The organism is Pseudomonas sp. R84, assembly GCF_009834515.1.
Taxonomy (GTDB): Bacteria; Pseudomonadota; Gammaproteobacteria; order Pseudomonadales; family Pseudomonadaceae; genus Aquipseudomonas.
Window position 1 is genome coordinate 6328361 of the sequence record NZ_CP019426.1, and the last position, 18507, is coordinate 6346867.

An 18507-nucleotide genomic window follows, 5' to 3' on the forward strand; every position below is an offset into this window, starting at 1 on the left:
CGGAATTCCAGGCATGAAAAAGCCCGCAGCGACGGCGGGCTCTTTCAGCAAGCAAGCGGCACGCCTCAGATAGGGCGGCTGCCGTACTTGTTGTCTGGCTTCTTCGGCGGATCGGCGACCACGTTGGCCTCCACTTCCTGAACCTTGCCGCCACGCGACAGGAACTCTTCCATGGCCTTGGCCAGGGCGTCGCGTTCCTTGTTCTTGGCTTCAATGCTCGGCAACTCGTCTACCGACACCGCAGCCTTGGCTTTGCCTTTGGCAGCCGGGGCCGGCGTATCGTCGCCACCATCGTCGTCAGCAACGTCTTCCGCTGCTGCTTCCAGACCTTCCTCGGCCTCGTCTTCGTCGCCTACTTCGAGGTCGTCGTTTTCCAGATCATCGTCGCTCATGTTCTACCTCATGACTTGCGAAAAGCAGATTAGTTATAGACCAGCTTTGGCAACTGTCGAAAGTCGCCGTTAAAAAATCAGTAACCATTGGTGACCAACGGTTTATGCCCCTTCACCGTGCAAGGTGGCGAGGACTTTTCGGGCACCGCCATGATCACGGTGCTCGCCCAGATAAACGCCTTGCCAGGTTCCCAGTGCCAGACGACCTGCCGAAACCGGCAGACTGATCTGGCAGCCAAGCACGCTGGCCTTGAAGTGCGCCGGGAGGTCGTCCAGGCCTTCGTCGTTATGCTCATAGCCGTCTGTTCCTTGTGGGATCAGACGATTGAAAAATCGTTCGAAGTCGCGACGTACCGCCGGATCGGCGTTCTCGTTGATGGTCAACGACGCCGAGGTATGCTGCAGCCACAAATGCAACAGACCGACCCGGCACTGCCTGAGTTCAGGCAGGCCAGCGAGTAACTCGTCCGTTACCAGATGAAAGCCCCGGGGCCGTGCCCGCAGGGTTATCAGAGTCTGTTGCCACATACAGTTCTCCGCACGTTCGGGGCGCATTCTAGCGCGCTCTGGGAAAAAACAAAGGCCCTAATATTCGCTCAATGATGTAAGCCATTGGCCGGTGAAAAACCGCCGTCGTAAACACGACTAAAGGCGTACGAAAAATCCTTTCAGCCTGTCGCTTAATGACAAATCCCGGACAAAAAAATGCCCGGCGAACCGGGCAATTTTTTCAGTGCGCGTACTTACAGGTTGTAGCCGCGTTCGTTGTGTTGTGCCAGATCGAGGCCAACCGACTCTTCTTCCTCGGTCACACGCAGACCCATGACGGCGTCGAGGACCTTGAGGATGATGAAGGTGACGATCGCGGTGTAGATCACCGTGAAGCCCACGCCTTTGACCTGAATCCACACTTGCGCACCGATGTCGGTGACGGTGCCGAAGCCACCCAGAGCAGGAGCTGCGAATACACCGGTGAGGATCGCGCCGAGAATACCGCCGATACCGTGTACGCCGAAGGCGTCCAGGGAGTCGTCATAACCGAGCTTGCGTTTCAGGGTGGTGGCGCAGAAGAAGCACACCACACCTGCGGCCAGACCGATGACCAGTGCGCCCATCGGGCCCACGGTGCCAGCTGCTGGAGTGATCGCTACCAGACCGGCAACTACACCCGATGCGATACCCAGTGCACTTGGCTTGCCGTGGGTGACCCACTCGGCAAACATCCAGCCCAGTGCGGCGGCAGCGGTAGCGATCTGAGTGACCAGCATCGCCATGCCGGCGGTGCCGTTGGCCGCCGCAGCGGAACCGGCGTTGAAGCCGAACCAGCCGACCCACAGCATCGCCGCGCCCATCAGGGTGTAACCCAGATTGTGCGGAGCCATCGGGGTGGTCGGGAAGCCTTTGCGCTTGCCCAATACCAGGCAGGCAATCAGACCGGCCACACCGGCGTTGATGTGCACCACGGTGCCGCCGGCGAAGTCGAGTACGCCCCAGTCCCACATCAGGCCGCCGTTGCCGGACCAGACCATGTGCGCGATCGGTGCATAAACCAGGGTGAACCAGATGCCCATGAAGATCAGCATCGCGGAGAACTTCATCCGCTCGGCGAACGCACCGACGATCAGCGCCGGGGTGATGATCGCGAAGGTCATCTGAAAGGTGATGAACACCGCCTCAGGGAACAGCGCCGCAGGGCCGGTCAGGCTCGAAGGCGTGACACCGGCGAGGAACGCCTTGCCCATGCCGCCGAAGAACGAGTTGAAATTGACGACGCCCTGCTCCATACCGGTGGTGTCGAACGCAATGCTGTAGCCATAAATGACCCACAGGATGCTGATCAGACCGGTAATGGCGAAGCACTGCATCATCACGGAAAGAATGTTTTTCGAGCGAACCATGCCGCCGTAAAACAGCGCCAGGCCGGGGATGGTCATGAACAGCACGAGGGCTGTTGAGGTGAGCATCCAGGCGGTATCGCCGGAATTGAGGACCGGGGCCGCCACTTCGTCTGCCGCCATAGCAAGGCCGGGCATTACGATAGACAACAGGGCTCCTAGCCCTGCGAATTTACGCAGAGTCATATTGTTTTCTCCTGGGGCGTTGGGGTTTGTGGCGGCGCTTAGATCGCGTCGGTATCGGTTTCGCCGGTACGGATGCGAATCGCCTGTTCCAGATTGACCACGAAGATCTTGCCGTCACCGATCTTGCCGGTGTTGGCCGCTTTGGTTATCGCTTCGATAACCCGATCCAGATCCTTGTCGTCGATGGCCACGTCGATTTTCACCTTGGGCAGAAAATCGACCACATATTCCGCGCCGCGATACAGCTCGGTGTGACCCTTCTGCCGGCCGAAGCCTTTGACTTCAGTAACGGTAATGCCCTGCACGCCGATTTCGGACAGCGACTCGCGCACGTCGTCCAACTTGAACGGCTTGATGATGGCAGTGACTAGCTTCATGAAAACTCTCTCCCGAATTGGTGGACTTGCCCCAGGAAAACAAACCCGACTCAAGTCTAAGCGCAGTGCCTGGCTTTGTAACGCATCGTCGGCCGTACCTGCCCGACTGACGCCAGCTAACCGCTGCCGACGAAACTCCCCGCTCCGTCTGCCGCACTGCATTCGTCACAGCGACTGCATCAGTGCATGGGTCGAAGGTGACTAAGCAGAAACCTTGCCATCTCGCCAAAAACCTCTGATTTCAATCCCTTGGCCTCTGTCGCACGCCATCCCGTGCAAAACCCCATCCGGATACGCACAACAACGGTGCGTCGCCATCCGTCCGCCTGCGCGAAAAGCGTGCATCCCTGACCACGAGATTGACTATAGACACTGCGTGATACACTGCCGGCCATTGTTTCCAGGACATCCACCATGCTCGCGCCCAAAGACTTCCTCGACGCCCTGAGCGGCACCGCCTCCCGCCTCTTCAGCGGCGACACCCCGCTGCCGAAAGCCGAAATCGAAAGCCAGTTCAAGATGCTGCTGCAGAGTGCGTTCAGCAAACTCGACCTGGTCAGCCGTGAAGAGTTTGATAGCCAGATGGTTGTGTTGGCGCGTACTCGCGCTCGACTTGAAAGCCTCGAAGCCAAAGTCGCCGAGATGGAAGCGAAGCTGACGCCGCCCGCTGAATAATCCGCGCCCCCTGTAGGAGCTGCCGAAGGCTGCGATCTTTTGATCTCCAGCCCTTCAACCATCCCGGCAACGTCCTACAACCTGCACCACCGCCGTCCGATTGCGCCGAAAAGCCCAGGTTTCTAAGCTCACCCGATGCTGAATGTTCAGCACCGGGTTTGGCGACCCGAACAGCTTAAGGCGCACGACAACCATGATGGCGGCTACATTTACCGCCACATCGTTTCATGGCGGTTGTGCGTGGGAGACCTTCGGGTCTGCCGGGTTCCTTTTGCTCCGGTTCGCCAACCCGCGTACAACTGCCACCCAATCGTTTGGCGACGATTGAGGGCAGCCCCTTAAGCAAGAGGAACTGCTCCATGAATCAAGAAGAGACTTATCTAAGCCCGCACATCTTCACCCGCCACAAACTCCCCCTCCACGCCCTTCTCATCCAGAACCAACCCTGGTTCTGCGCCCGAGACCTGAGCCGCCTGCTGCACATCTACCTCAACGAACGCATGCTGCGAAAACTCGACCCCGACCAATACCAAACCCGCAAAACCCTGATCCACAACCAGATCGAAAACACCCTGCTGATCAGCGAATCCGGCATCTACGCCCTCCTCGTCTACCACTACTGCCCCGAATACCGAGCGCTACGCGAATGGATCACCCACCAGGTCATCCCTACCCTGCGCGACGCCCAACATCCCAGCACAAGCGAACGCCCACACCTGAGCCTGCTCAGTTGGCCGGACATGACGTTGAGTTTGTTGCACTGGAATAATCAGCCGTGGATACGGCTGCAGGATGTGCCGTTGATGGTGGTGGAACGGGAACAGACCAAACGCCCAATGACGGGGCCATGGTGGAAAAGAGCTTCGCGGATGCTGCAATCGCTATAAACCCGCATGCCGGAGCTGGGCCCTGCGCAAATCGTAAGTCGATTGGAGATTCATCCAGAACTCAGGCGTAGTGTCGAGATGAGTGGCAAGGCTGATTGCCAGATCGGCGCAGATCCTGAGCTGGCAATTCACAAGCTTTTCGAACTCACTCTCGCGCCATTTCGTGGGCATGGCCAGCTCCATGACAGTCATGCCCAACGGCTCCATGAATTCCTTATTCAGAACCTCGCCCGGATGAATCGGGCGCATACCATTGCGGTGCATTTTTCGCCTCCAGAGGCTGCATTGAGTGGCCAAACTGGAACATCCGACTCCTGGATACAAGACCTTCATACCCCTTTCGCCGGCGTCCTACACCTATTAGGGCATGGCCCTACAAACATCAGCGTCTGCGCCTGATTACGCGACTTTTCCTCCTTGTACTACGGTGGCCAACAAAGCATCTGTCACCCAAAAAACGAGGCCTCAATGAAAGACAAAAAGAGAAGGGCAAAGCTAGAAGAGATTGTTGGATATCACGCTGAAGCACTTCGGTTAGCCGGAGGTATTTCAGCCAATCAGCGTCATTTTATTGAGGTAGCGGCCAAGTACGGTAAAGAACTCGAACCGAATGGTTGGCTGGCCGGGGGAGGAAGCCAAGTAAGAAATCTCGAAGAAGAAAACTAATGTGGCGCCTCTACTGAACGTGGAAGGGCACCTTGGCAACATCCAGTGAAGGTTTGCCCTCGCATCCGTGTCGCCTGGATTCGCTCTCCCAACTACCCTTCAAAAACCCGCAGGAAGCGGCTCCCCGATTCAGCTCAAGGAACGACCATGTCCCTCTCCATCGTCCACAGTCGCGCCCAGATAGGCGTGGAAGCCCCCGCTGTCACCGTCGAAGTCCATCTGGCCAACGGTCTGCCGTCGCTGACCATGGTCGGCCTGCCCGAGGCGGCGGTGAAGGAGAGCAAGGATCGGGTGCGCAGTGCGATCATCAACTCCGGGCTGCAGTTTCCGGCGCGGCGGATCACCTTGAATCTGGCGCCGGCAGATTTGCCCAAGGATGGCGGGCGGTTTGATCTGGCGATTGCCCTGGGGATTCTGTCGGCGAGTGTGCAGGTGCCGTGTCTGACGCTGGATGATGTGGAATGTCTGGGTGAGTTGGCGTTGTCCGGCGCAGTACGAGCGGTGCGTGGCGTGTTGCCGGCAGCGTTGGCGGCGCGCAAGGCGGGTCGTGCGTTGGTGGTGCCGCGGGCGAATGCCGAGGAGGCGTGTCTGGCCTCGGGGTTGAAGGTGTTTGCGGTGGATCATTTGCTGGAGGCGGTGGCGCATTTCAATGGGCATACGCCGGTTGAACCTTATGTCTCCGACGGGCTGATGCATGCCAGCAAGCCTTATCCCGACTTGAATGAAGTGCAGGGGCAAGTGGCGGCGAAACGGGCGTTGCTGATTGCTGCTGCGGGCGCCCATAACTTGCTGTTCAGCGGGCCGCCTGGGACGGGTAAGACATTGTTGGCGAGTCGCCTGCCGGGGCTGTTGCCGCCGCTGGCCGAGAGTGAAGCACTGGAGGTGGCGGCGATCCAGTCAGTCGCCAGTGGCGCACCGCTGACCCATTGGCCGCAGCGCCCATTCCGTCAACCGCACCACTCCGCATCCGGGCCGGCACTGGTCGGTGGCAGTTGTGACAATTGAAAATAAATGCAACTACACGAAAATAGATGCAACTGGAACGACGTCTGGAGTGGCGACTGAATTTCGCGCCAGTCCCCACAAAGTGCCATCGACGCCGATCTCCTTGTCCTGCTCAGCGACCCAACGGGGTGTCGGCGTAGGCTTGGTTTATAGCCATAGGGAATTGAACTGAGCCTACTACACGGTTGTTCAGCCCCTCGTGAGTCGGATAAGCGAACGGCCGCTACTGGCCGAAAGCGGCCACAGGCTGGCTCCGATGATGGATTGGATGTAGTAGCCCGCCTCCCCCCCAAATGTTTGGCTAAAGTCTCAAATCATCTGCGCGGCGTGGCAATTTTTAAGCATGCGATATCTAAGCAACTCTGCTGCGGCCGCATGAGCTAGGCTTTGCGGACCCCTCGTTGCCAGGATGGATCGCATGCCAAATAACTCAGCTTCTAATATCGCCACTGCTGACGCCCTGACATTGCTCCTGCACAACCAGCATGCACTGGCGGCGGCAATCGAGGAGGTCGCCGTTTGGCTTTCAGCGAATAGCGTGGCAGTGGTTGCAGAAAACGCTGTGATGGCCATGGAGACCTTAGACACAAATGCAAAAGCGATCACAGATGCGATTATGCGGATACGGCAATCCTAATTAAGCCTTTGCAGGCAGCAATCGGTCAGAAGCAGACGTTTGGAACAGTAGAAACAACCCTGCCGCATCTCCCGCAAGCTCTAAACATCCTCGCAAGCATTGAGTCCACGGTCCTGCTGCGCGGGCAAAACGAACCGACAGACCGATGTGTTCGTAGCAGTGCAGGGTATGGTGCTTAAACCCGGTGGCGACAGGTACATCTATCACGCTTGAAACGCTGGACGTTTAGTCCGATGTCACTGCGACTTTGCTGCCGTTTCAATGAGCCGAGCAACGGCTTTAGGGTTGGAGATCATCACCACGTGCGAACCGCCCTTGAGAACTACCGTCTCTCGGGCCTTTGCACGCTCGGCCATGAACGCCATCGCGTGTGGTGGGATGTTCTTGTCAGCGTCGCCATAGACCCACCAGGATGGAATGGATTTCCAGGCCGCTTGGCTAGCGACCTCGTTGAGTGCGATATCAGTGACTGGCCGCTGAGCAGCCGCCATCAATTTAGCGTTGGCGCTGGATACATCGGCAGCAAACTGGTCATGAAATTTGTCTTGCTGAATATAAAGATCGTTTCCGCCGCTTTTGAGCGCGACAGGTGCCGCCAAAGTTGAGCCTAACGTGCTGCCGGGAAACTTACCACTCAGCGCGACGGCACTTTCACCCACATCCGGGGCAAAGGCGGCGACGTAAAACAATGCTTTTACGTTGACCTGATTGTATGAGGCTTGGCTGATAACAGCGCCACCATAAGAGTGACCTACAAACACTGCCGGGCTCTTCAACCCGTAAAGTAGATCCGTAAGAGCCTGCGCATCGCCTTTGAGGCTGCGCAGAGGGTTCGAGGCGGCAACCACTGGGATGGCGATTTAGGCGCTCATGTGTGAAGGGAAATCGAGAAAAGCCAAACGCTGTTCACGTTCGATCACATCTGGGATAGCGGCTATCGAGTCATCACAACCAGTACCAAACAGATCACCAGTCCAGACGATCTGCTCTCCATGAAATTGCGGGTTCCGCCCCCCCCCATCATCATGTCGATCTTTCGCTCGTTCGAGGCGGCACCGACGAGTATTAATTTCACCGAAGTTTATTCAGCACTCCAAACGCGTCTCGTCGAAGGCCAGGAGAACCCGCTAGCGATCATCTCCTCGACCAAGCTTTATGAGGTACAGAAGTATTGTTCGCTCACGAACCATGTTTGGGACGGATTCTGGATGCTGGGAAACAGCAACATGCTCTTGGCTCAACAAGTTGGCGCGCAAGCAGTAAGAAATGCGGGAGCCCTTGATGCTTACAACCTGATGGCACCACTATTTGAGCAGTACCAAAAACAATTGGACGCCTCACAAAAGATCAGTCTCCAGTTGTTGCAAGAGCTTCAAAAACTGCAGAAAAAGCAGTCCTGATGTGAACAGGCTCAATAAATTCAGATGATTGAGTCAGATCGTCATAGCAGAACGGACGAAGTCGTTGATCCCGAGCGTGATGGCATGAAGGCAGAGATGAACTTTGTGCATGTGACGCCACGTCAAGAGCGGGGGCAATTGCTAATTATAGTTTTCTTATGCGGTTACATAAGAAGTGCCTGCGGTCATGGCAAGAATCCATCCCCCTGCCTACGCTGAGTGGGCGCGCGACGAACACGTGTATGTTGCGGCATAGAGGAAGGAATCCTGTGCTAATCGAATCTGTAGTCGTGTCTGGCTTCCGTTGCTTTGGTCGCGACCCCATCTGCGTAACGATCTCTCCAAAAATAACGACTATTGTCGGGCCCAACGCGGCGGGAAAAACCGCTCTATTGCACGCTCTGTCAAAAATGTTCGGTGTGACGCGGGCACAACGCACGGTGCGTCGCTCGGACTTTCATCTAGGGCCGGACGACGACCCTACCGACCTTGAAATTAAGAACCTCTATATCGAGGTACTGATCGCCCTACCCGAACTAACGGATGGCTCGGCCACGCCAGAAACCATCGCGCCGTCTTTCCGGCATATGCTGATCGAGCGTACCGCTGGTGCCCCCGTCTGCCGTCTGCGACTTGATGCCCAGTGGGAGGACGATGGCACTGTCGAAGGCGAGGTCTCTCAGACCCTGCAATGGATTGACTCACTTGACGCAGAACCGAAAGACGACAAATGCCATCCCGTCTCTGTTGCAGATAGAGGGTTAATCCAACTCTATTACACGCCAGCTAGTCGTGACGCCGCAGCTCAGACACGTGCTACTGCGGGAGCGTTAGCAGCTCGCCTGTTACGAGCGATCGAGTGGTCGCCGTCTACCGAAAACGCTGTTCAAGATGCCACGCAAAATCTCGCATCCGCTTTCGAAGGAGAGTCGGCAATTGCAGCAATCACCGGAGCACTGCAAACGCGATGGTCGGCACTTCATGATGAAGTTGTAGATACCAATCCACGACTCAGCCTGGTAAGTCGCAGGTTTGAAGAGGTCGTCAACAAGATCGCGGTTATGTTCGAACAGGGGCCGGACGGCCAAGAGCGTGGCATCGAGGCGCTCAGCGATGGTCAGCAATCGCTGTTCTACTTCGCCCTGGCTGCAGCGGTCTTCGATTTGGAAAGAGAAGCCGTAAAGGGATCGATTGAAGGCTTTAGGTGCGACGCTCTGCGAATACCGGCGCTCACGATATTCGCATTGGAGGAACCAGAGAATCACCTATCACCTTACTTCCTCGCACGTATCATTCGTCAGGTTCGATCACTAACAAACGATGGCAGTGCGCAAGCTATCGTTACCAGCCACTCTCCGGCCGTGCTAAGCCGCGTCGACCCGATGGAAGTTCGATACTGCCGCTGCGACCCACATACGCGCGTATCTTCAGTCAAGCGGATAGAGCTTCCGATCAATGATGCTGAGGCTAGTAAATTCGTTCGGGGTGCGATGTTGGCCTATCCAGAACTTTATTTTGCCCGATTTGTTTTGCTCGTTGAGGGAGACTCGGAAAGAATCGTTCTGCCCCAGCTTGCCGAGGCTATGGATTTGCTGATTGACCCTGCTTTCGTCGCCATTGTCCCATTGGGCGGACGTCACGTTCAGCATTTTTGGCGTTTGCTTAAGCACTTGGATATCCCTCATGCCACGTTGCTCGACCTTGATTTGGGGCGCGAAGGTGGTGGGTTTGGTCGAGTCAAGACAGCGATCGAAAAACTACTCCAGTTTGGCGCACCGAAAGCTCAGGTGCTGAAAATAGGACAAGGCATTTTGTCCGATGCAGAGCTAGCCGAGATGCACACGTGGTCAGACACGCAAAATCACGGCAACCTTTTGGCATGGATCAACGGTAACTTGAGGCCTCAGGGAGTGTATTTTTCCTCACCTCTGGACTTAGATTTAGCGATGTTAGAGGCATTTCCCGCCGCTTATTCAGCCATCATTCCTGCAGGTGGCGGCCCACGCATGGCACCCGACAAAGCGGCCGAGGTAGTACTGGGCACTGCAGGCTCCGGCGTGAAATCGTATATCAGCCCTTTTGAAAACTATCTCCCGCTGTTCCCAAGCTACCGCTATCACTTTCTGACCAACAGCAAGCCGGCTACTCATCTTGCAGCTCTGACGAAACTCGAAAAATCACAACTTGTGGAGAAGATGCCAGCAGTACTCAGCTCAGTGCTTAAGCATATTTCAGCATCTTTGAGACGAGACTGAACATGACCTTATCATCGCGCAGAATCCGTCCGGAGGATTGGCAACCTGTAGGAGTAAGGTCACTCGAGGCAAACGCATTGGAGGTCGTGCGCTCACACGAAAACCGTTCCGTGATTGCAGGTCCTGGCGCGGGTAAAACGGAGTTGCTCGCACAGCGCGCCGCCTACTTATTGCAAACCGGGGCGTCATCTTCGCCAAGACGTATTCTCGCGATAAGTTTCAAACGCGATGCAGCCTCTAATCTCGCGACTCGCGTGCGAAAACGCTGCCATCCTGACCATGCGAGCCGCCTGGACTCAATGACGTTTGACGCGTTTGCTAAGAGTTTGGTCGACCGTTTTGGCCAGTCACTGCCCGAATATTGGCGACCGCGCCCCGATTACGAAATGACTAGCTACTACGAGCGTGACTATAAGGACTTTCTTTACCAGGAGGTGGGCTTACCACCTGCGGGAATTGGCACAAGAGCTGACCTACGTGCAATTGGGCCAAAAACTTTTGAGCGCGTGTACCTGCTCGGTCAACTGCTGCCAATAAACACATGGTCATGCCCTTCCGTAGGCCAGTGGGCTGCGGATCGGTTCTGGCAGTCATCATTGCACGGAGGGGCCAAAAGCGTTCTGTCCTTCCCGATGATAGGCAGGCTCGCGGAGTTTCTGTTGCGCCTGAATCCCATGGCGCAGGAAGCGCTCCGACTTACCTATTCGCACTTGTTCATGGACGAGTTTCAAGACACAACACAGGTTCAATACGATCTTGTGAGCACAATTTTCCGCGGGACGAGCACTGTAATTACCGCTGTCGGCGACAACAAACAGCAAATCATGCGCTGGGCGATGGCAATGGATGACCCATTCTCCGAATTCGACGCAGATTTCGACGCCGAGCGGACATCTCTCTATAACAACTACCGTTCCTCTCCCGATCTGGTAAGAATTCAGCACGTGTTAGCTCAGGCATTGGATGCGAAAGCTGTCGCACCCATTTCTCAGACAGTGGGCACGATAATCGGAGAAAGCTGCTCTATCTTCGACTTTCCGAGCCCGCAAAAAGAAGCACGCGGTCTAGCTGCATCTATCGCATCAAATATCGCTGCGGGCAAGCTTACACCACGAGATTTCGTTCTCCTTGTTCGCCAAAAAGCAGGAGATTATGCCGAGCTTTTACAGCCAGCTTTTGGTGCCCAAGGACTGAGCTTACGAAACGAGGCTGGGGTGATCGGTACAATAATGCTGCAGGAGTTACTTGTCGAAGACGTTTCGATACTTATGGTTTCGTTACTGCGCTTGGCCATGACACCTCGGGCAGGACGCTATTGGAGCGAATGCCAAAGCGAGATGGCAGCGCTTAGAGGTGTCGCATCCGACGACGAAATCGGACACGCCAAACTCTCACGCGAATTGGACGCGTATGCGATATGGCTTGGCGAAAACCGATCAATACCTCCAACAACAACGCAAGCTGCGCGAGCGCTCCTTGATGAGATTCTGAACTTCATTGGGCTTGAACACCTCAAGAGTCGCCACCAAACTTACGCGCAGGGAGAATGGCTCGAAAAAGTCATTGATTCAGCGGCGACCCATTTATACACCTCATCCATTCAATGCGGAGATTGGATCTCAACACTTGATACTTACGAAGGCGTCAATGCTATTCCTCTGATGACCATTCACAAAAGCAAAGGACTCGAGTATCACACTGTCATCTTCATTGGCCTTGATGATGGTGCCTGGTGGAGCTTTTCTAACGATGAAATCGAAGCTACCGCTGGTTTTTTCGTCGCGTTCACCCGTGCTAAGCAGCGTGTGGTTTTCACATACTGCGCCACTCGCGGAGATCGTACAAAAATTGCAACCCTGTATAACTTACTTAGGGAAGCGGGTGTCCAAATAACAGAGGCAATCTAGCTGTTCGGAAGAGCGCGCAATGGCTTAAAAATTTGTGAGCTTTGAGCAAGTTTCTACTTGTCAGCGTTGATGCTTGCATGCATTTTTGATATGAAGAAGGTCAAGGGGACTGACAAAGGATTCAATCTCTACGCACGAGCCTTCCGTTACCAATTTTCAACATCCAATGATCAAAAGGAGCGACTTATGCTGCACGTAATGCTGACTCTCGATTTGTCTCAAGCTGAGCCAGAGCGCAATGATTTCTACAAACACCTTCTAGAGCTTGGGTGGGAAAAGTTTAGCGACGTCGATACAGTATGGCGGCGAGAGTTTCCAGGTAGGCCTACCGATGACACGACCGCATGCGGCACAGCAGGCGACATTGGAGAAGAGCTGACGGCAGCGGCGGAAAGGTTTCGGCCGAAACAGATCAGCTACGTGGCACAAATAGGAAACCATCCCGCTTACGCTAGGGTGGTGAGGAATGAAACGAATAGATACGCCGTTTACGAGGCATGAATCGCGCCGGATTTTCTCGACACTCTCCAGGCTCGCTGCTTAGCCCTTTTCAAATTCTACTGGTAATAGCTGATTGTTGATGCCGTGGCGTCGTTTTGGGTTGCAAAACATCTTGATTTATACGAGGTAGCCTACTCGCTAAGGCTGCTATTGGAGAACGTAGACCCTGACACCGTCTGATACTTCTGTCGTTTTTGTTAAGCTCCCGCCAGTGTAGCCATGCTTCCTTAAAAAGTTCGTATCGTCACAGCTCCACTCTTCTATGATGGTGGAACTGATACCCACACCACACTGGTCTGTAACTCGACCATTATAATTCAGTTTCTCAATGATTTCTTTTAGCTCCTCAGTTTCAAGAGATTCAAGCCACTCAATATTTGTTTGCATCATATTATGAACATCCTGTTGGCTGGATCGAAGTCATACTCAACTTGCTGCCGTAACCTTAGCTGAAAACCTGGGGCGGCACATGACTTACTGGCCGCTGCTGACCATTCGCCATCAACTGATCATCGCATTTTTTCTGATCGTTTGAGCTATCGCTCGATGGATGCCAAGGCGCACACCGATGAAGTGGTGTAAGCAGTATTGCCGAGGCGGGGTGCTTGCTGGTTAGCGCGGTAGGTAGCAAGTGCCAAACGCTTGGAACGTCCCTTTTAGGTAGGCAGGAGCTTCAGCTCCATCCTATCGATCAAAGCCATTTGAGCAGCCAACCGTGCTGCCTGATCTTCAAGCGAGAGTTCTTCTGAATTACCAAAGAAGTCTGTCGCGAAGATATCGGCATGAAAATCCATGGCTTCGCTCGCTGTGTCATACACCTTAAAGGCTTGACTACCACAGTCATAGAATACTTCTCGCGCATCGCCAGTCCTGACAATCGCAATGCCCGCCGCTTTTTTCTTGCCGCGCGCACCTTTGCCCCGACCAGTAAAGCTGGCCGCACAAAACTTCATGACGTGAGCTTCCCCGGACTCAACCTTACTCAACCGAGTAACTGACATCCCTTGTGCGTATGCATGAGCGACGGTGTCGGGAGAGAGGGTACCGTCTTCAAGCAAGTGATAAGGATGACAAGCGCAGGATGCTACCATCTCATCGTTAAGGACTACGCCTGGCGAATGAGTGGTAGTCGAATGTGTCTCTGCATTGCACTCTGTGCATGTCAGTACCTTAGAAAGCTTAGCGGCTGCCGCTTGGCTTCCCAGTGAACTAGCGAAGACCGCTTGGCAATTCGGACAAATGAGCTGTGACATCTTCCCTGAAACTCTCAGTCAGAAAATTTTGTAGTTCTTGGGGTAACTGCCTTACAAAGCAGTTCATGGTGAGAATCGGTTTACGATTCACCAAGATAATAGCTGAGTATTGATCGCTCCCTTTGAATTTCAAAGTAGCAAATCGCGATTCATCTTTCCATATCACAGAAACCGCGCCGTTATTACTCAAAGTCAAACTTGGCCTTGAAATAGAAAGCCCACGAACCTGATTCAATAAAAGTCTAACAGCTTGTACAGTACAGGCATCAGCAGGCTGACCACCCATTCCGTCCCAATCAGACTCTTCATTTTCAAAATCATCCAGACGTACGAAAGCATTATCATAGTCAGGATAGTTGCGAGCCCCAACTATCTGAGCATCAATAAGCAAAGCCGAAATTTTGGATACTACAGATTCATGGCTGTATCGAGCCATCTTCAACATTACTTGAACACTTGGCTCTTCTGTCGGAAAAGATGGCCAGTCGTCCAAAAAACTTCTTGCCTTAGTCAAAAATGCCACGGCTTCCGACGGGACTGCGCCAAAAAAACCGCTACCTCCAGCGCACGGAAAAGATGGAAAAAATCGAGTGTTGGGAGCTCGTCCTTTAAAAGCTGAAACCAGCTCCAATTCCGAATGGTTGTAAAAACAATCACGCTCAATGTTGTCCTCTTTGGCCAATCGGACAAGGAGAGCTTGATTAACAACAAAATCCTGAGTGCTAGGATGCATAATTGTCACCTTCTGGCACTAAGCCGAAAAACTCCCTAGCATCTTCGCTCAGGAGAGAGGCAACTATCATTTTATTCTTCTCATGCAAATCATCATATGACTTGCGAAGTAGCTCAGCAGCTATCGGTGAAGGATCACCAAAAATCAAACGATGCAAACAGCTAATCACAAGCTTATCTTTATCGTTATTCACTGGAGAGTGTAACAAGTTAAAGGTTGTTTTAATCGCCGTACCATTAGCAAACGGCTCATAAAATGAATGCTCAAACCGCCAATATGAAGCACCCTTAAATATCGACATCGGTATCCAATCACTCTGATTATTCAATATCTCATCAAAGCGAAGCTCGCGATCGAATTTAAAACTTGTTACAACCTTAAGCCCTATTGACTCCGGCGCAACCGTATTCAATAGTTCAGTAACTGCTGCCTTAGAAGTATCAAGCGCACGATTACGACTAATTTCCCAGTCGGAATGCGCTACGTCGTTTAGCAGAAACATGAATCCGTTTTCACGAACATTGAGCTCGACGGTTTTTGCCGTATCGACTGCATCAGCACCTTCCCCATCGTCCGCAATGATTTGAGTCAAATCTGTAGACTTTTTGAATGCAGCAAAATCAGACTGAGGATTATCAATCTCTTTCTCAGCGGATCTAATTTCGATGCACCGGGGGAGCTCGGCGATATCGCGAACTATGGTTGACAGGTTGGCCATGACGCTCTGATCCAACCCTGCTTCCCACTCAAATCCGAAAAGCAGGCGATCAATAGCGTTCCGACCTCCGGAGAGATGGATGTGCTTGGCAAGCCTCGATTCCAATTTAGACATTTAGCCTCTACGTACCTTCTTGTCCCGATTCCGTTCAACCGCGCATGTGCTGCGGTGGACCATGTGGGTGGTGCTTCTCACCACCTGGCGATAATCGCCAACCCGTATGACGCTTCCTGTTGCGTGTTGGTTCGCCTGCTTAGGCTCATTCGAGCAGGTTAGGTCATGTGTGACGCAATGCAACGGCATCAACTCAGAACACGATGATAACAGTTTAAATAAACGCCTCACTGGGCCAACTGATAGACGTACGAAATGCGAATGCAATCACAATGATGCGTAAGCTAGCGTTTTGCTATCAAGCTGTAAACGCTCGCTTTGATGAAATTTTTAACACGTCACTCTAATAACACCACCCTCGCAAACTGTCACAGCACTGCACCGGGCACGCTAGGTTGCCGCCATGAGCGACAAGCTCGGGCTTCAGTGCGCCTTTGACCGAGGGCGATGCCTGGTGAATGGCGATGGCTGGTTCTCTGAGGCTGGAGACAGCTGGTGGACGTGCTGGTGCACGACGGCGTGAGCGTCTGGCTCGCAACTAGACGACTGAACCAAGGCAAACTCCATTGGCCCGGTATTCGGCACGGCGACGAGGTCGAACTCGACAACGAACAACTCCAGGCGTTGGTACTGGGCCTGCCGTGGCAACGAGTCGGCGCAGGCGGTGTGATCAACATGCTGTAAACGCCGGCCTTTTGACCGGTCTGCTTGTCATCGTTCCGCGCCTGCTCTGGCACAATCGGCGACATGACTTTATCGCCCAACCTCGACCAGATGACCCCGGAACAGCCTCGTGCCTTGGCGGCACAGGCGTTGTAGCTGCAGTCCCAGACCGAGTCGACGAGCAGGAAGATCCTGAACGATCAAATCCTCATCGAGCAGTTCAAATCCGAAATCATCCTGCTCAAACGCCACAAGTTCGCCAAGCGCAGCGAGCAAATCAGCCCGGCGCAAGGCAGCTTGCTGGATGACCTGGTCAATACAGACCTTAAAGCGATCGAAGCCGAGCTGAAACAGCCTCTTCCCGCTTCGTCACAGGCCGAGCCACGGCAATTGCCCAAACGTGCGCCATTGTCGGCGCAGCTTCCGCGCACCGTGTCATCACGAACCAGAAGGCACCCAGTTCGGCCTCAGGGCCGGCACTGGTCGATGGTAGATGTGACGAAAAAGGGCCGCGTACTCCGGCAGCTTATTCAGGCCCCCCGATTACTGCATCGCCCCAAGCTGGGCCGAGCGAATGACCGGGGCCATTGCATCGATCATCAAGGCGAGTGCTTGAGCGCCTTGCTCGGTCCCATCCCACGCATGGCCAAGCGCACGACGAATCGCCGGATTTTCCGTGAGCTCAACAATATCTCTAATTATGCCAATATTGGCATAAGTCAAAGCTTGTTCCACCGCAGGCGTAATGGTTTTTATGTGGCCGTTTAGGAATTTCGACAGTGTATACTGAGGCACACCAGAACGCCTGGAATACTCATTTACAGAGATTCCAAGCCCGGAGATATGGCGCCGTAGCTCATGGCGTGCAGCAATGAGTTCGACTGACTGTTTCGTTGCGATTCTTGGCATAGGTTGGTACGATAGCAACTATGCGAAATCCCAACAAGCTCTCACTCACTGGGAGGTGGAAGAGAGATGAAGAAAAATGATGCGGGCAAGCGCTATCGGCTAGTGGAAAACACACGTGCCCGCTTAGGCCAGGTCATGACGCCTCCGCCCTTGGCGAGCGCAGTGGTGTGCTTGATGGGAGCGCAGGGTGGAAATTGGCTTGAGCTCGGCTCTGGATCCGGGCGCCTGGCTGAAGCCGTCAGCTCCGGCGCAACTCCTGCGAGTTATCTGGGAGTCGAAGTTGAGCCTTCCATTATTGCGTTGAGCCCTTCGCTACCCGGATTCAGCTTTGTACAGCAGGACGTGTTAGCGGTTGATGAGCTCGCACGCACTCTGGAGCTGAAACAGTTCGATCACGTGATTGGCAATCCCCCCTACGGTATTCACGGGTTCTCCGCCGAGGCAGCTGCTCGACTTCAAAAGCTATGCCCTGATCTGGAAGTTCAGGGCAACTGGGCGCCGATCGACCTTTACTTCGTACTCGAATCTCTCGCCAGGCTCAAACCCTCAGGCTCTGCAGCCTTCATCGTGGGTGCGGATATTCCTTGCGGCACGCAAAGCCAACGGTTCCGCAAAATGCTTCTGGATAAAGCATCTGAGATTGAGTGCTACGAACTTCCGCAGAGTGCATTTGGTGGCTATGTAGAGGTTCAGGCGTATGCTCTGATCGCCCGCTACGGGAAGAGCCGAGCTCGCCACGTTTCACTCGGGCGCTTAAACGACCAATTCCAGATAACGGCATTGCGCCGCGTGAGCCCCGCTCAAGCTATTTCGAGCATGGATCTGAGCAGCCATGAGTTCGCCGAAATCGATGCTGCATTACGCCAGTCCAGCCAAGGGCTAACCATGAAGGATCTGGAAGTGTCGATCATTCGAGGCAGTCGTACGCGCTCACAGTTCTCCCAGCTTGGCGTCGCGCACTTCCACACCTCCGACTTCCCTCGATCCGGAATGGAGGTTTCGTTTGAAACAGCCCCTTCTCCCGACTTCCAGCAGGCGACAGTCGGCGATATCTTGTTGCCAAGGGTGGGCACGCGTTGCCTGGAGCACAAGGCGGTAGTCGTGAGTGGGCAGGCACCCTATTCCGAATCAGTATTCCGTGTCCGCATGCCGGCGAAACACCAAGAGAGAGTCGTACGCTGGATCACCAGCTCGGAGTGCTCGGCTTGGCGTCGCGCGGCGGCACGAGGGGCATGTGCGAAGCACCTGACTGTATCAACACTGCTGAGCATGCCTGTTCCACTCTGACCGCCGCGGCTGCTCCCATGTGCAGCACCAGAACCTCCTGAGCCGGT

At 54.3% G+C, this 18507-nt stretch carries 19 protein-coding genes and 3 pseudogenes; 12 read left to right on the top strand and 10 right to left on the bottom strand.

All coding sequences use genetic code 11. From position 1 onward, the window contains the following. Positions 1 to 65: 65 nt before the first annotated feature. The 4 genes from sutA to glnK form a co-directional block, all read right to left on the bottom strand. Complete coding sequence (gene sutA / locus PspR84_RS28160) at positions 66 to 392, bottom strand: transcriptional regulator SutA (RefSeq protein ID WP_007920420.1); 327 nt, start codon at positions 390 to 392, stop codon at positions 66 to 68. Between the two features lie 102 nt (positions 393 to 494). Next, entirely contained in the window at positions 495 to 920 is a 426-nt protein-coding gene (locus tag PspR84_RS28165; protein WP_095049349.1) for a secondary thiamine-phosphate synthase enzyme YjbQ, read from the bottom strand. A 215-nt stretch (positions 921 to 1135) separates the two neighbouring features. Beyond that, positions 1136 to 2473, bottom strand: coding sequence for an ammonium transporter (locus PspR84_RS28170; RefSeq protein WP_034152035.1), 1338 nt, complete (start codon positions 2471 to 2473; stop codon positions 1136 to 1138). 38 nt (positions 2474 to 2511) lie between these two features. Continuing rightward, complete coding sequence (gene glnK / locus PspR84_RS28175) at positions 2512 to 2850, bottom strand: P-II family nitrogen regulator (RefSeq protein ID WP_002555808.1); 339 nt, start codon at positions 2848 to 2850, stop codon at positions 2512 to 2514. A 414-nt stretch (positions 2851 to 3264) separates the two neighbouring features. On the opposite strand from glnK, the gene PspR84_RS28180 reads away from it, so the two are divergent. Beyond that, complete coding sequence (locus PspR84_RS28180; protein WP_007920416.1) at positions 3265 to 3525, top strand: accessory factor UbiK family protein; 261 nt, start codon at positions 3265 to 3267, stop codon at positions 3523 to 3525. A 359-nt stretch (positions 3526 to 3884) separates the two neighbouring features. Next, a complete protein-coding gene (locus PspR84_RS28185) occupies positions 3885 to 4412 on the top strand; it encodes a Bro-N domain-containing protein (RefSeq protein WP_160059874.1) in 528 nt (175 codons plus the stop codon). Here PspR84_RS28185 and PspR84_RS28190 read toward each other — a convergent pair. Next, positions 4407 to 4676, bottom strand: a complete 270-nt coding sequence (locus PspR84_RS28190) for a HigA family addiction module antitoxin (RefSeq protein WP_160059875.1) — start codon at positions 4674 to 4676, stop codon at positions 4407 to 4409. The two genes, PspR84_RS28185 and PspR84_RS28190, sit on opposite strands and share 6 nt — an antisense overlap. 204 nt (positions 4677 to 4880) lie before the next feature. Here PspR84_RS28190 and PspR84_RS28195 point away from each other — a divergent pair, with 204 nt between their 5' ends. The 3 genes and pseudogenes from PspR84_RS28195 to PspR84_RS28205 all read left to right on the top strand — a co-directional run bounded on the left by PspR84_RS28195 (position 4881) and on the right by PspR84_RS28205 (position 6720). Then, complete coding sequence (locus tag PspR84_RS28195; protein ID WP_160059876.1) at positions 4881 to 5078, top strand: hypothetical protein; 198 nt, start codon at positions 4881 to 4883, stop codon at positions 5076 to 5078. A gap of 147 nt (positions 5079 to 5225) precedes the next feature. Further along, a pseudogene (locus tag PspR84_RS28200) lies at positions 5226 to 6068 on the top strand (magnesium chelatase domain-containing protein); the annotation flags it as partial. Between the two features lie 433 nt (positions 6069 to 6501). Further along, positions 6502 to 6720, top strand: coding sequence for a hypothetical protein (locus PspR84_RS28205; RefSeq protein WP_160059877.1), 219 nt, complete (start codon positions 6502 to 6504; stop codon positions 6718 to 6720). A gap of 236 nt (positions 6721 to 6956) precedes the next feature. Here the strand turns inward: PspR84_RS28205 and PspR84_RS28210 are convergent. Then, positions 6957 to 7571, bottom strand: a pseudogene (locus PspR84_RS28210) (alpha/beta hydrolase); the annotation flags it as partial. Between the two features lie 69 nt (positions 7572 to 7640). On the opposite strand from PspR84_RS28210, the gene dctP reads away from it, so the two are divergent. From dctP to PspR84_RS28230, 4 genes are all read left to right on the top strand, one after another. Then, positions 7641 to 8120 carry a TRAP transporter substrate-binding protein DctP gene (dctP, locus tag PspR84_RS28215; protein WP_275113776.1) on the top strand — a complete coding sequence of 160 codons (480 nt, stop codon included), beginning with the start codon at positions 7641 to 7643 and terminating at the stop codon, positions 8118 to 8120. Between the two features lie 269 nt (positions 8121 to 8389). Continuing rightward, positions 8390 to 10375 carry an AAA family ATPase gene (locus PspR84_RS28220; protein ID WP_160059878.1) on the top strand — a complete coding sequence of 662 codons (1986 nt, stop codon included), beginning with the start codon at positions 8390 to 8392 and terminating at the stop codon, positions 10373 to 10375. Between the two features lie 2 nt (positions 10376 to 10377). After that, positions 10378 to 12282 (top strand): ATP-dependent helicase, encoded by a 1905-nt coding sequence (locus PspR84_RS28225; protein ID WP_160059879.1) that lies wholly within the window; start codon positions 10378 to 10380, stop codon positions 12280 to 12282. Positions 12283 to 12339: 57 nt separating this feature from the next. Further along, complete coding sequence (locus tag PspR84_RS28230) at positions 12340 to 12783, top strand: hypothetical protein (RefSeq protein ID WP_160059880.1); 444 nt, start codon at positions 12340 to 12342, stop codon at positions 12781 to 12783. A 656-nt stretch (positions 12784 to 13439) separates the two neighbouring features. Here PspR84_RS28230 and PspR84_RS28235 read toward each other — a convergent pair. The 3 genes from PspR84_RS28235 to PspR84_RS28245 form a co-directional block, all read right to left on the bottom strand. After that, positions 13440 to 13736 carry a hypothetical protein gene (locus PspR84_RS28235; protein WP_160059881.1) on the bottom strand — a complete coding sequence of 99 codons (297 nt, stop codon included), beginning with the start codon at positions 13734 to 13736 and terminating at the stop codon, positions 13440 to 13442. 256 nt (positions 13737 to 13992) lie between these two features. After that, positions 13993 to 14769: a hypothetical protein gene (locus tag PspR84_RS28240; RefSeq protein WP_160059882.1), complete on the bottom strand. Its 777-nt coding sequence runs from the start codon at positions 14767 to 14769 to the stop codon at positions 13993 to 13995. Next, a complete protein-coding gene (locus PspR84_RS28245; protein WP_160059883.1) occupies positions 14759 to 15601 on the bottom strand; it encodes a hypothetical protein in 843 nt (280 codons plus the stop codon). The genes PspR84_RS28240 and PspR84_RS28245 overlap by 11 nt, the downstream gene beginning before the upstream one ends. A gap of 495 nt (positions 15602 to 16096) precedes the next feature. On the opposite strand from PspR84_RS28245, the gene tnpB reads away from it, so the two are divergent. Both tnpB and PspR84_RS28255 read left to right on the top strand, forming a co-directional pair. Then, positions 16097 to 16285, top strand: a complete 189-nt coding sequence (gene tnpB, locus PspR84_RS28250) for an IS66 family insertion sequence element accessory protein TnpB (RefSeq protein WP_160059884.1) — start codon at positions 16097 to 16099, stop codon at positions 16283 to 16285. A 63-nt stretch (positions 16286 to 16348) separates the two neighbouring features. Continuing rightward, positions 16349 to 16724 (top strand): annotated as a pseudogene (locus tag PspR84_RS28255) (transposase); the annotation flags it as partial. Between the two features lie 83 nt (positions 16725 to 16807). On the opposite strand, the gene PspR84_RS28260 reads toward PspR84_RS28255, so the two are convergent. After that, positions 16808 to 17173, bottom strand: a complete 366-nt coding sequence (locus PspR84_RS28260; RefSeq protein WP_160059885.1) for a hypothetical protein — start codon at positions 17171 to 17173, stop codon at positions 16808 to 16810. A 66-nt stretch (positions 17174 to 17239) separates the two neighbouring features. Here PspR84_RS28260 and PspR84_RS28265 point away from each other — a divergent pair, with 66 nt between their 5' ends. After that, positions 17240 to 18460: an N-6 DNA methylase gene (locus tag PspR84_RS28265; protein WP_160059886.1), complete on the top strand. Its 1221-nt coding sequence runs from the start codon at positions 17240 to 17242 to the stop codon at positions 18458 to 18460. Positions 18461 to 18507 lie beyond the last annotated feature (47 nt).

Coding starts and splice junctions, on each gene's coding strand:
- sutA (WP_007920420.1), bottom strand. CDS start 392: ATGAGCGACGATGATCTGGAAAACGACGACCTCGAAGTAGGCGACGAA.
- PspR84_RS28165 (WP_095049349.1), bottom strand. CDS start 920: ATGTGGCAACAGACTCTGATAACCCTGCGGGCACGGCCCCGGGGCTTT.
- PspR84_RS28170 (WP_034152035.1), bottom strand. CDS start 2,473: ATGACTCTGCGTAAATTCGCAGGGCTAGGAGCCCTGTTGTCTATCGTA.
- glnK (WP_002555808.1), bottom strand. CDS start 2,850: ATGAAGCTAGTCACTGCCATCATCAAGCCGTTCAAGTTGGACGACGTG.
- PspR84_RS28180 (WP_007920416.1), top strand. CDS start 3,265: ATGCTCGCGCCCAAAGACTTCCTCGACGCCCTGAGCGGCACCGCCTCC.
- PspR84_RS28185 (WP_160059874.1), top strand. CDS start 3,885: ATGAATCAAGAAGAGACTTATCTAAGCCCGCACATCTTCACCCGCCAC.
- PspR84_RS28190 (WP_160059875.1), bottom strand. CDS start 4,676: ATGCACCGCAATGGTATGCGCCCGATTCATCCGGGCGAGGTTCTGAAT.
- PspR84_RS28195 (WP_160059876.1), top strand. CDS start 4,881: ATGAAAGACAAAAAGAGAAGGGCAAAGCTAGAAGAGATTGTTGGATAT.
- PspR84_RS28205 (WP_160059877.1), top strand. CDS start 6,502: ATGCCAAATAACTCAGCTTCTAATATCGCCACTGCTGACGCCCTGACA.
- PspR84_RS28225 (WP_160059879.1), top strand. CDS start 10,378: ATGACCTTATCATCGCGCAGAATCCGTCCGGAGGATTGGCAACCTGTA.
- PspR84_RS28235 (WP_160059881.1), bottom strand. CDS start 13,736: ATGAAGTTTTGTGCGGCCAGCTTTACTGGTCGGGGCAAAGGTGCGCGC.
- PspR84_RS28240 (WP_160059882.1), bottom strand. CDS start 14,769: ATGCATCCTAGCACTCAGGATTTTGTTGTTAATCAAGCTCTCCTTGTC.
- PspR84_RS28245 (WP_160059883.1), bottom strand. CDS start 15,601: ATGTCTAAATTGGAATCGAGGCTTGCCAAGCACATCCATCTCTCCGGA.
- PspR84_RS28260 (WP_160059885.1), bottom strand. CDS start 17,173: ATGCCAAGAATCGCAACGAAACAGTCAGTCGAACTCATTGCTGCACGC.
- PspR84_RS28265 (WP_160059886.1), top strand. CDS start 17,240: ATGAAGAAAAATGATGCGGGCAAGCGCTATCGGCTAGTGGAAAACACA.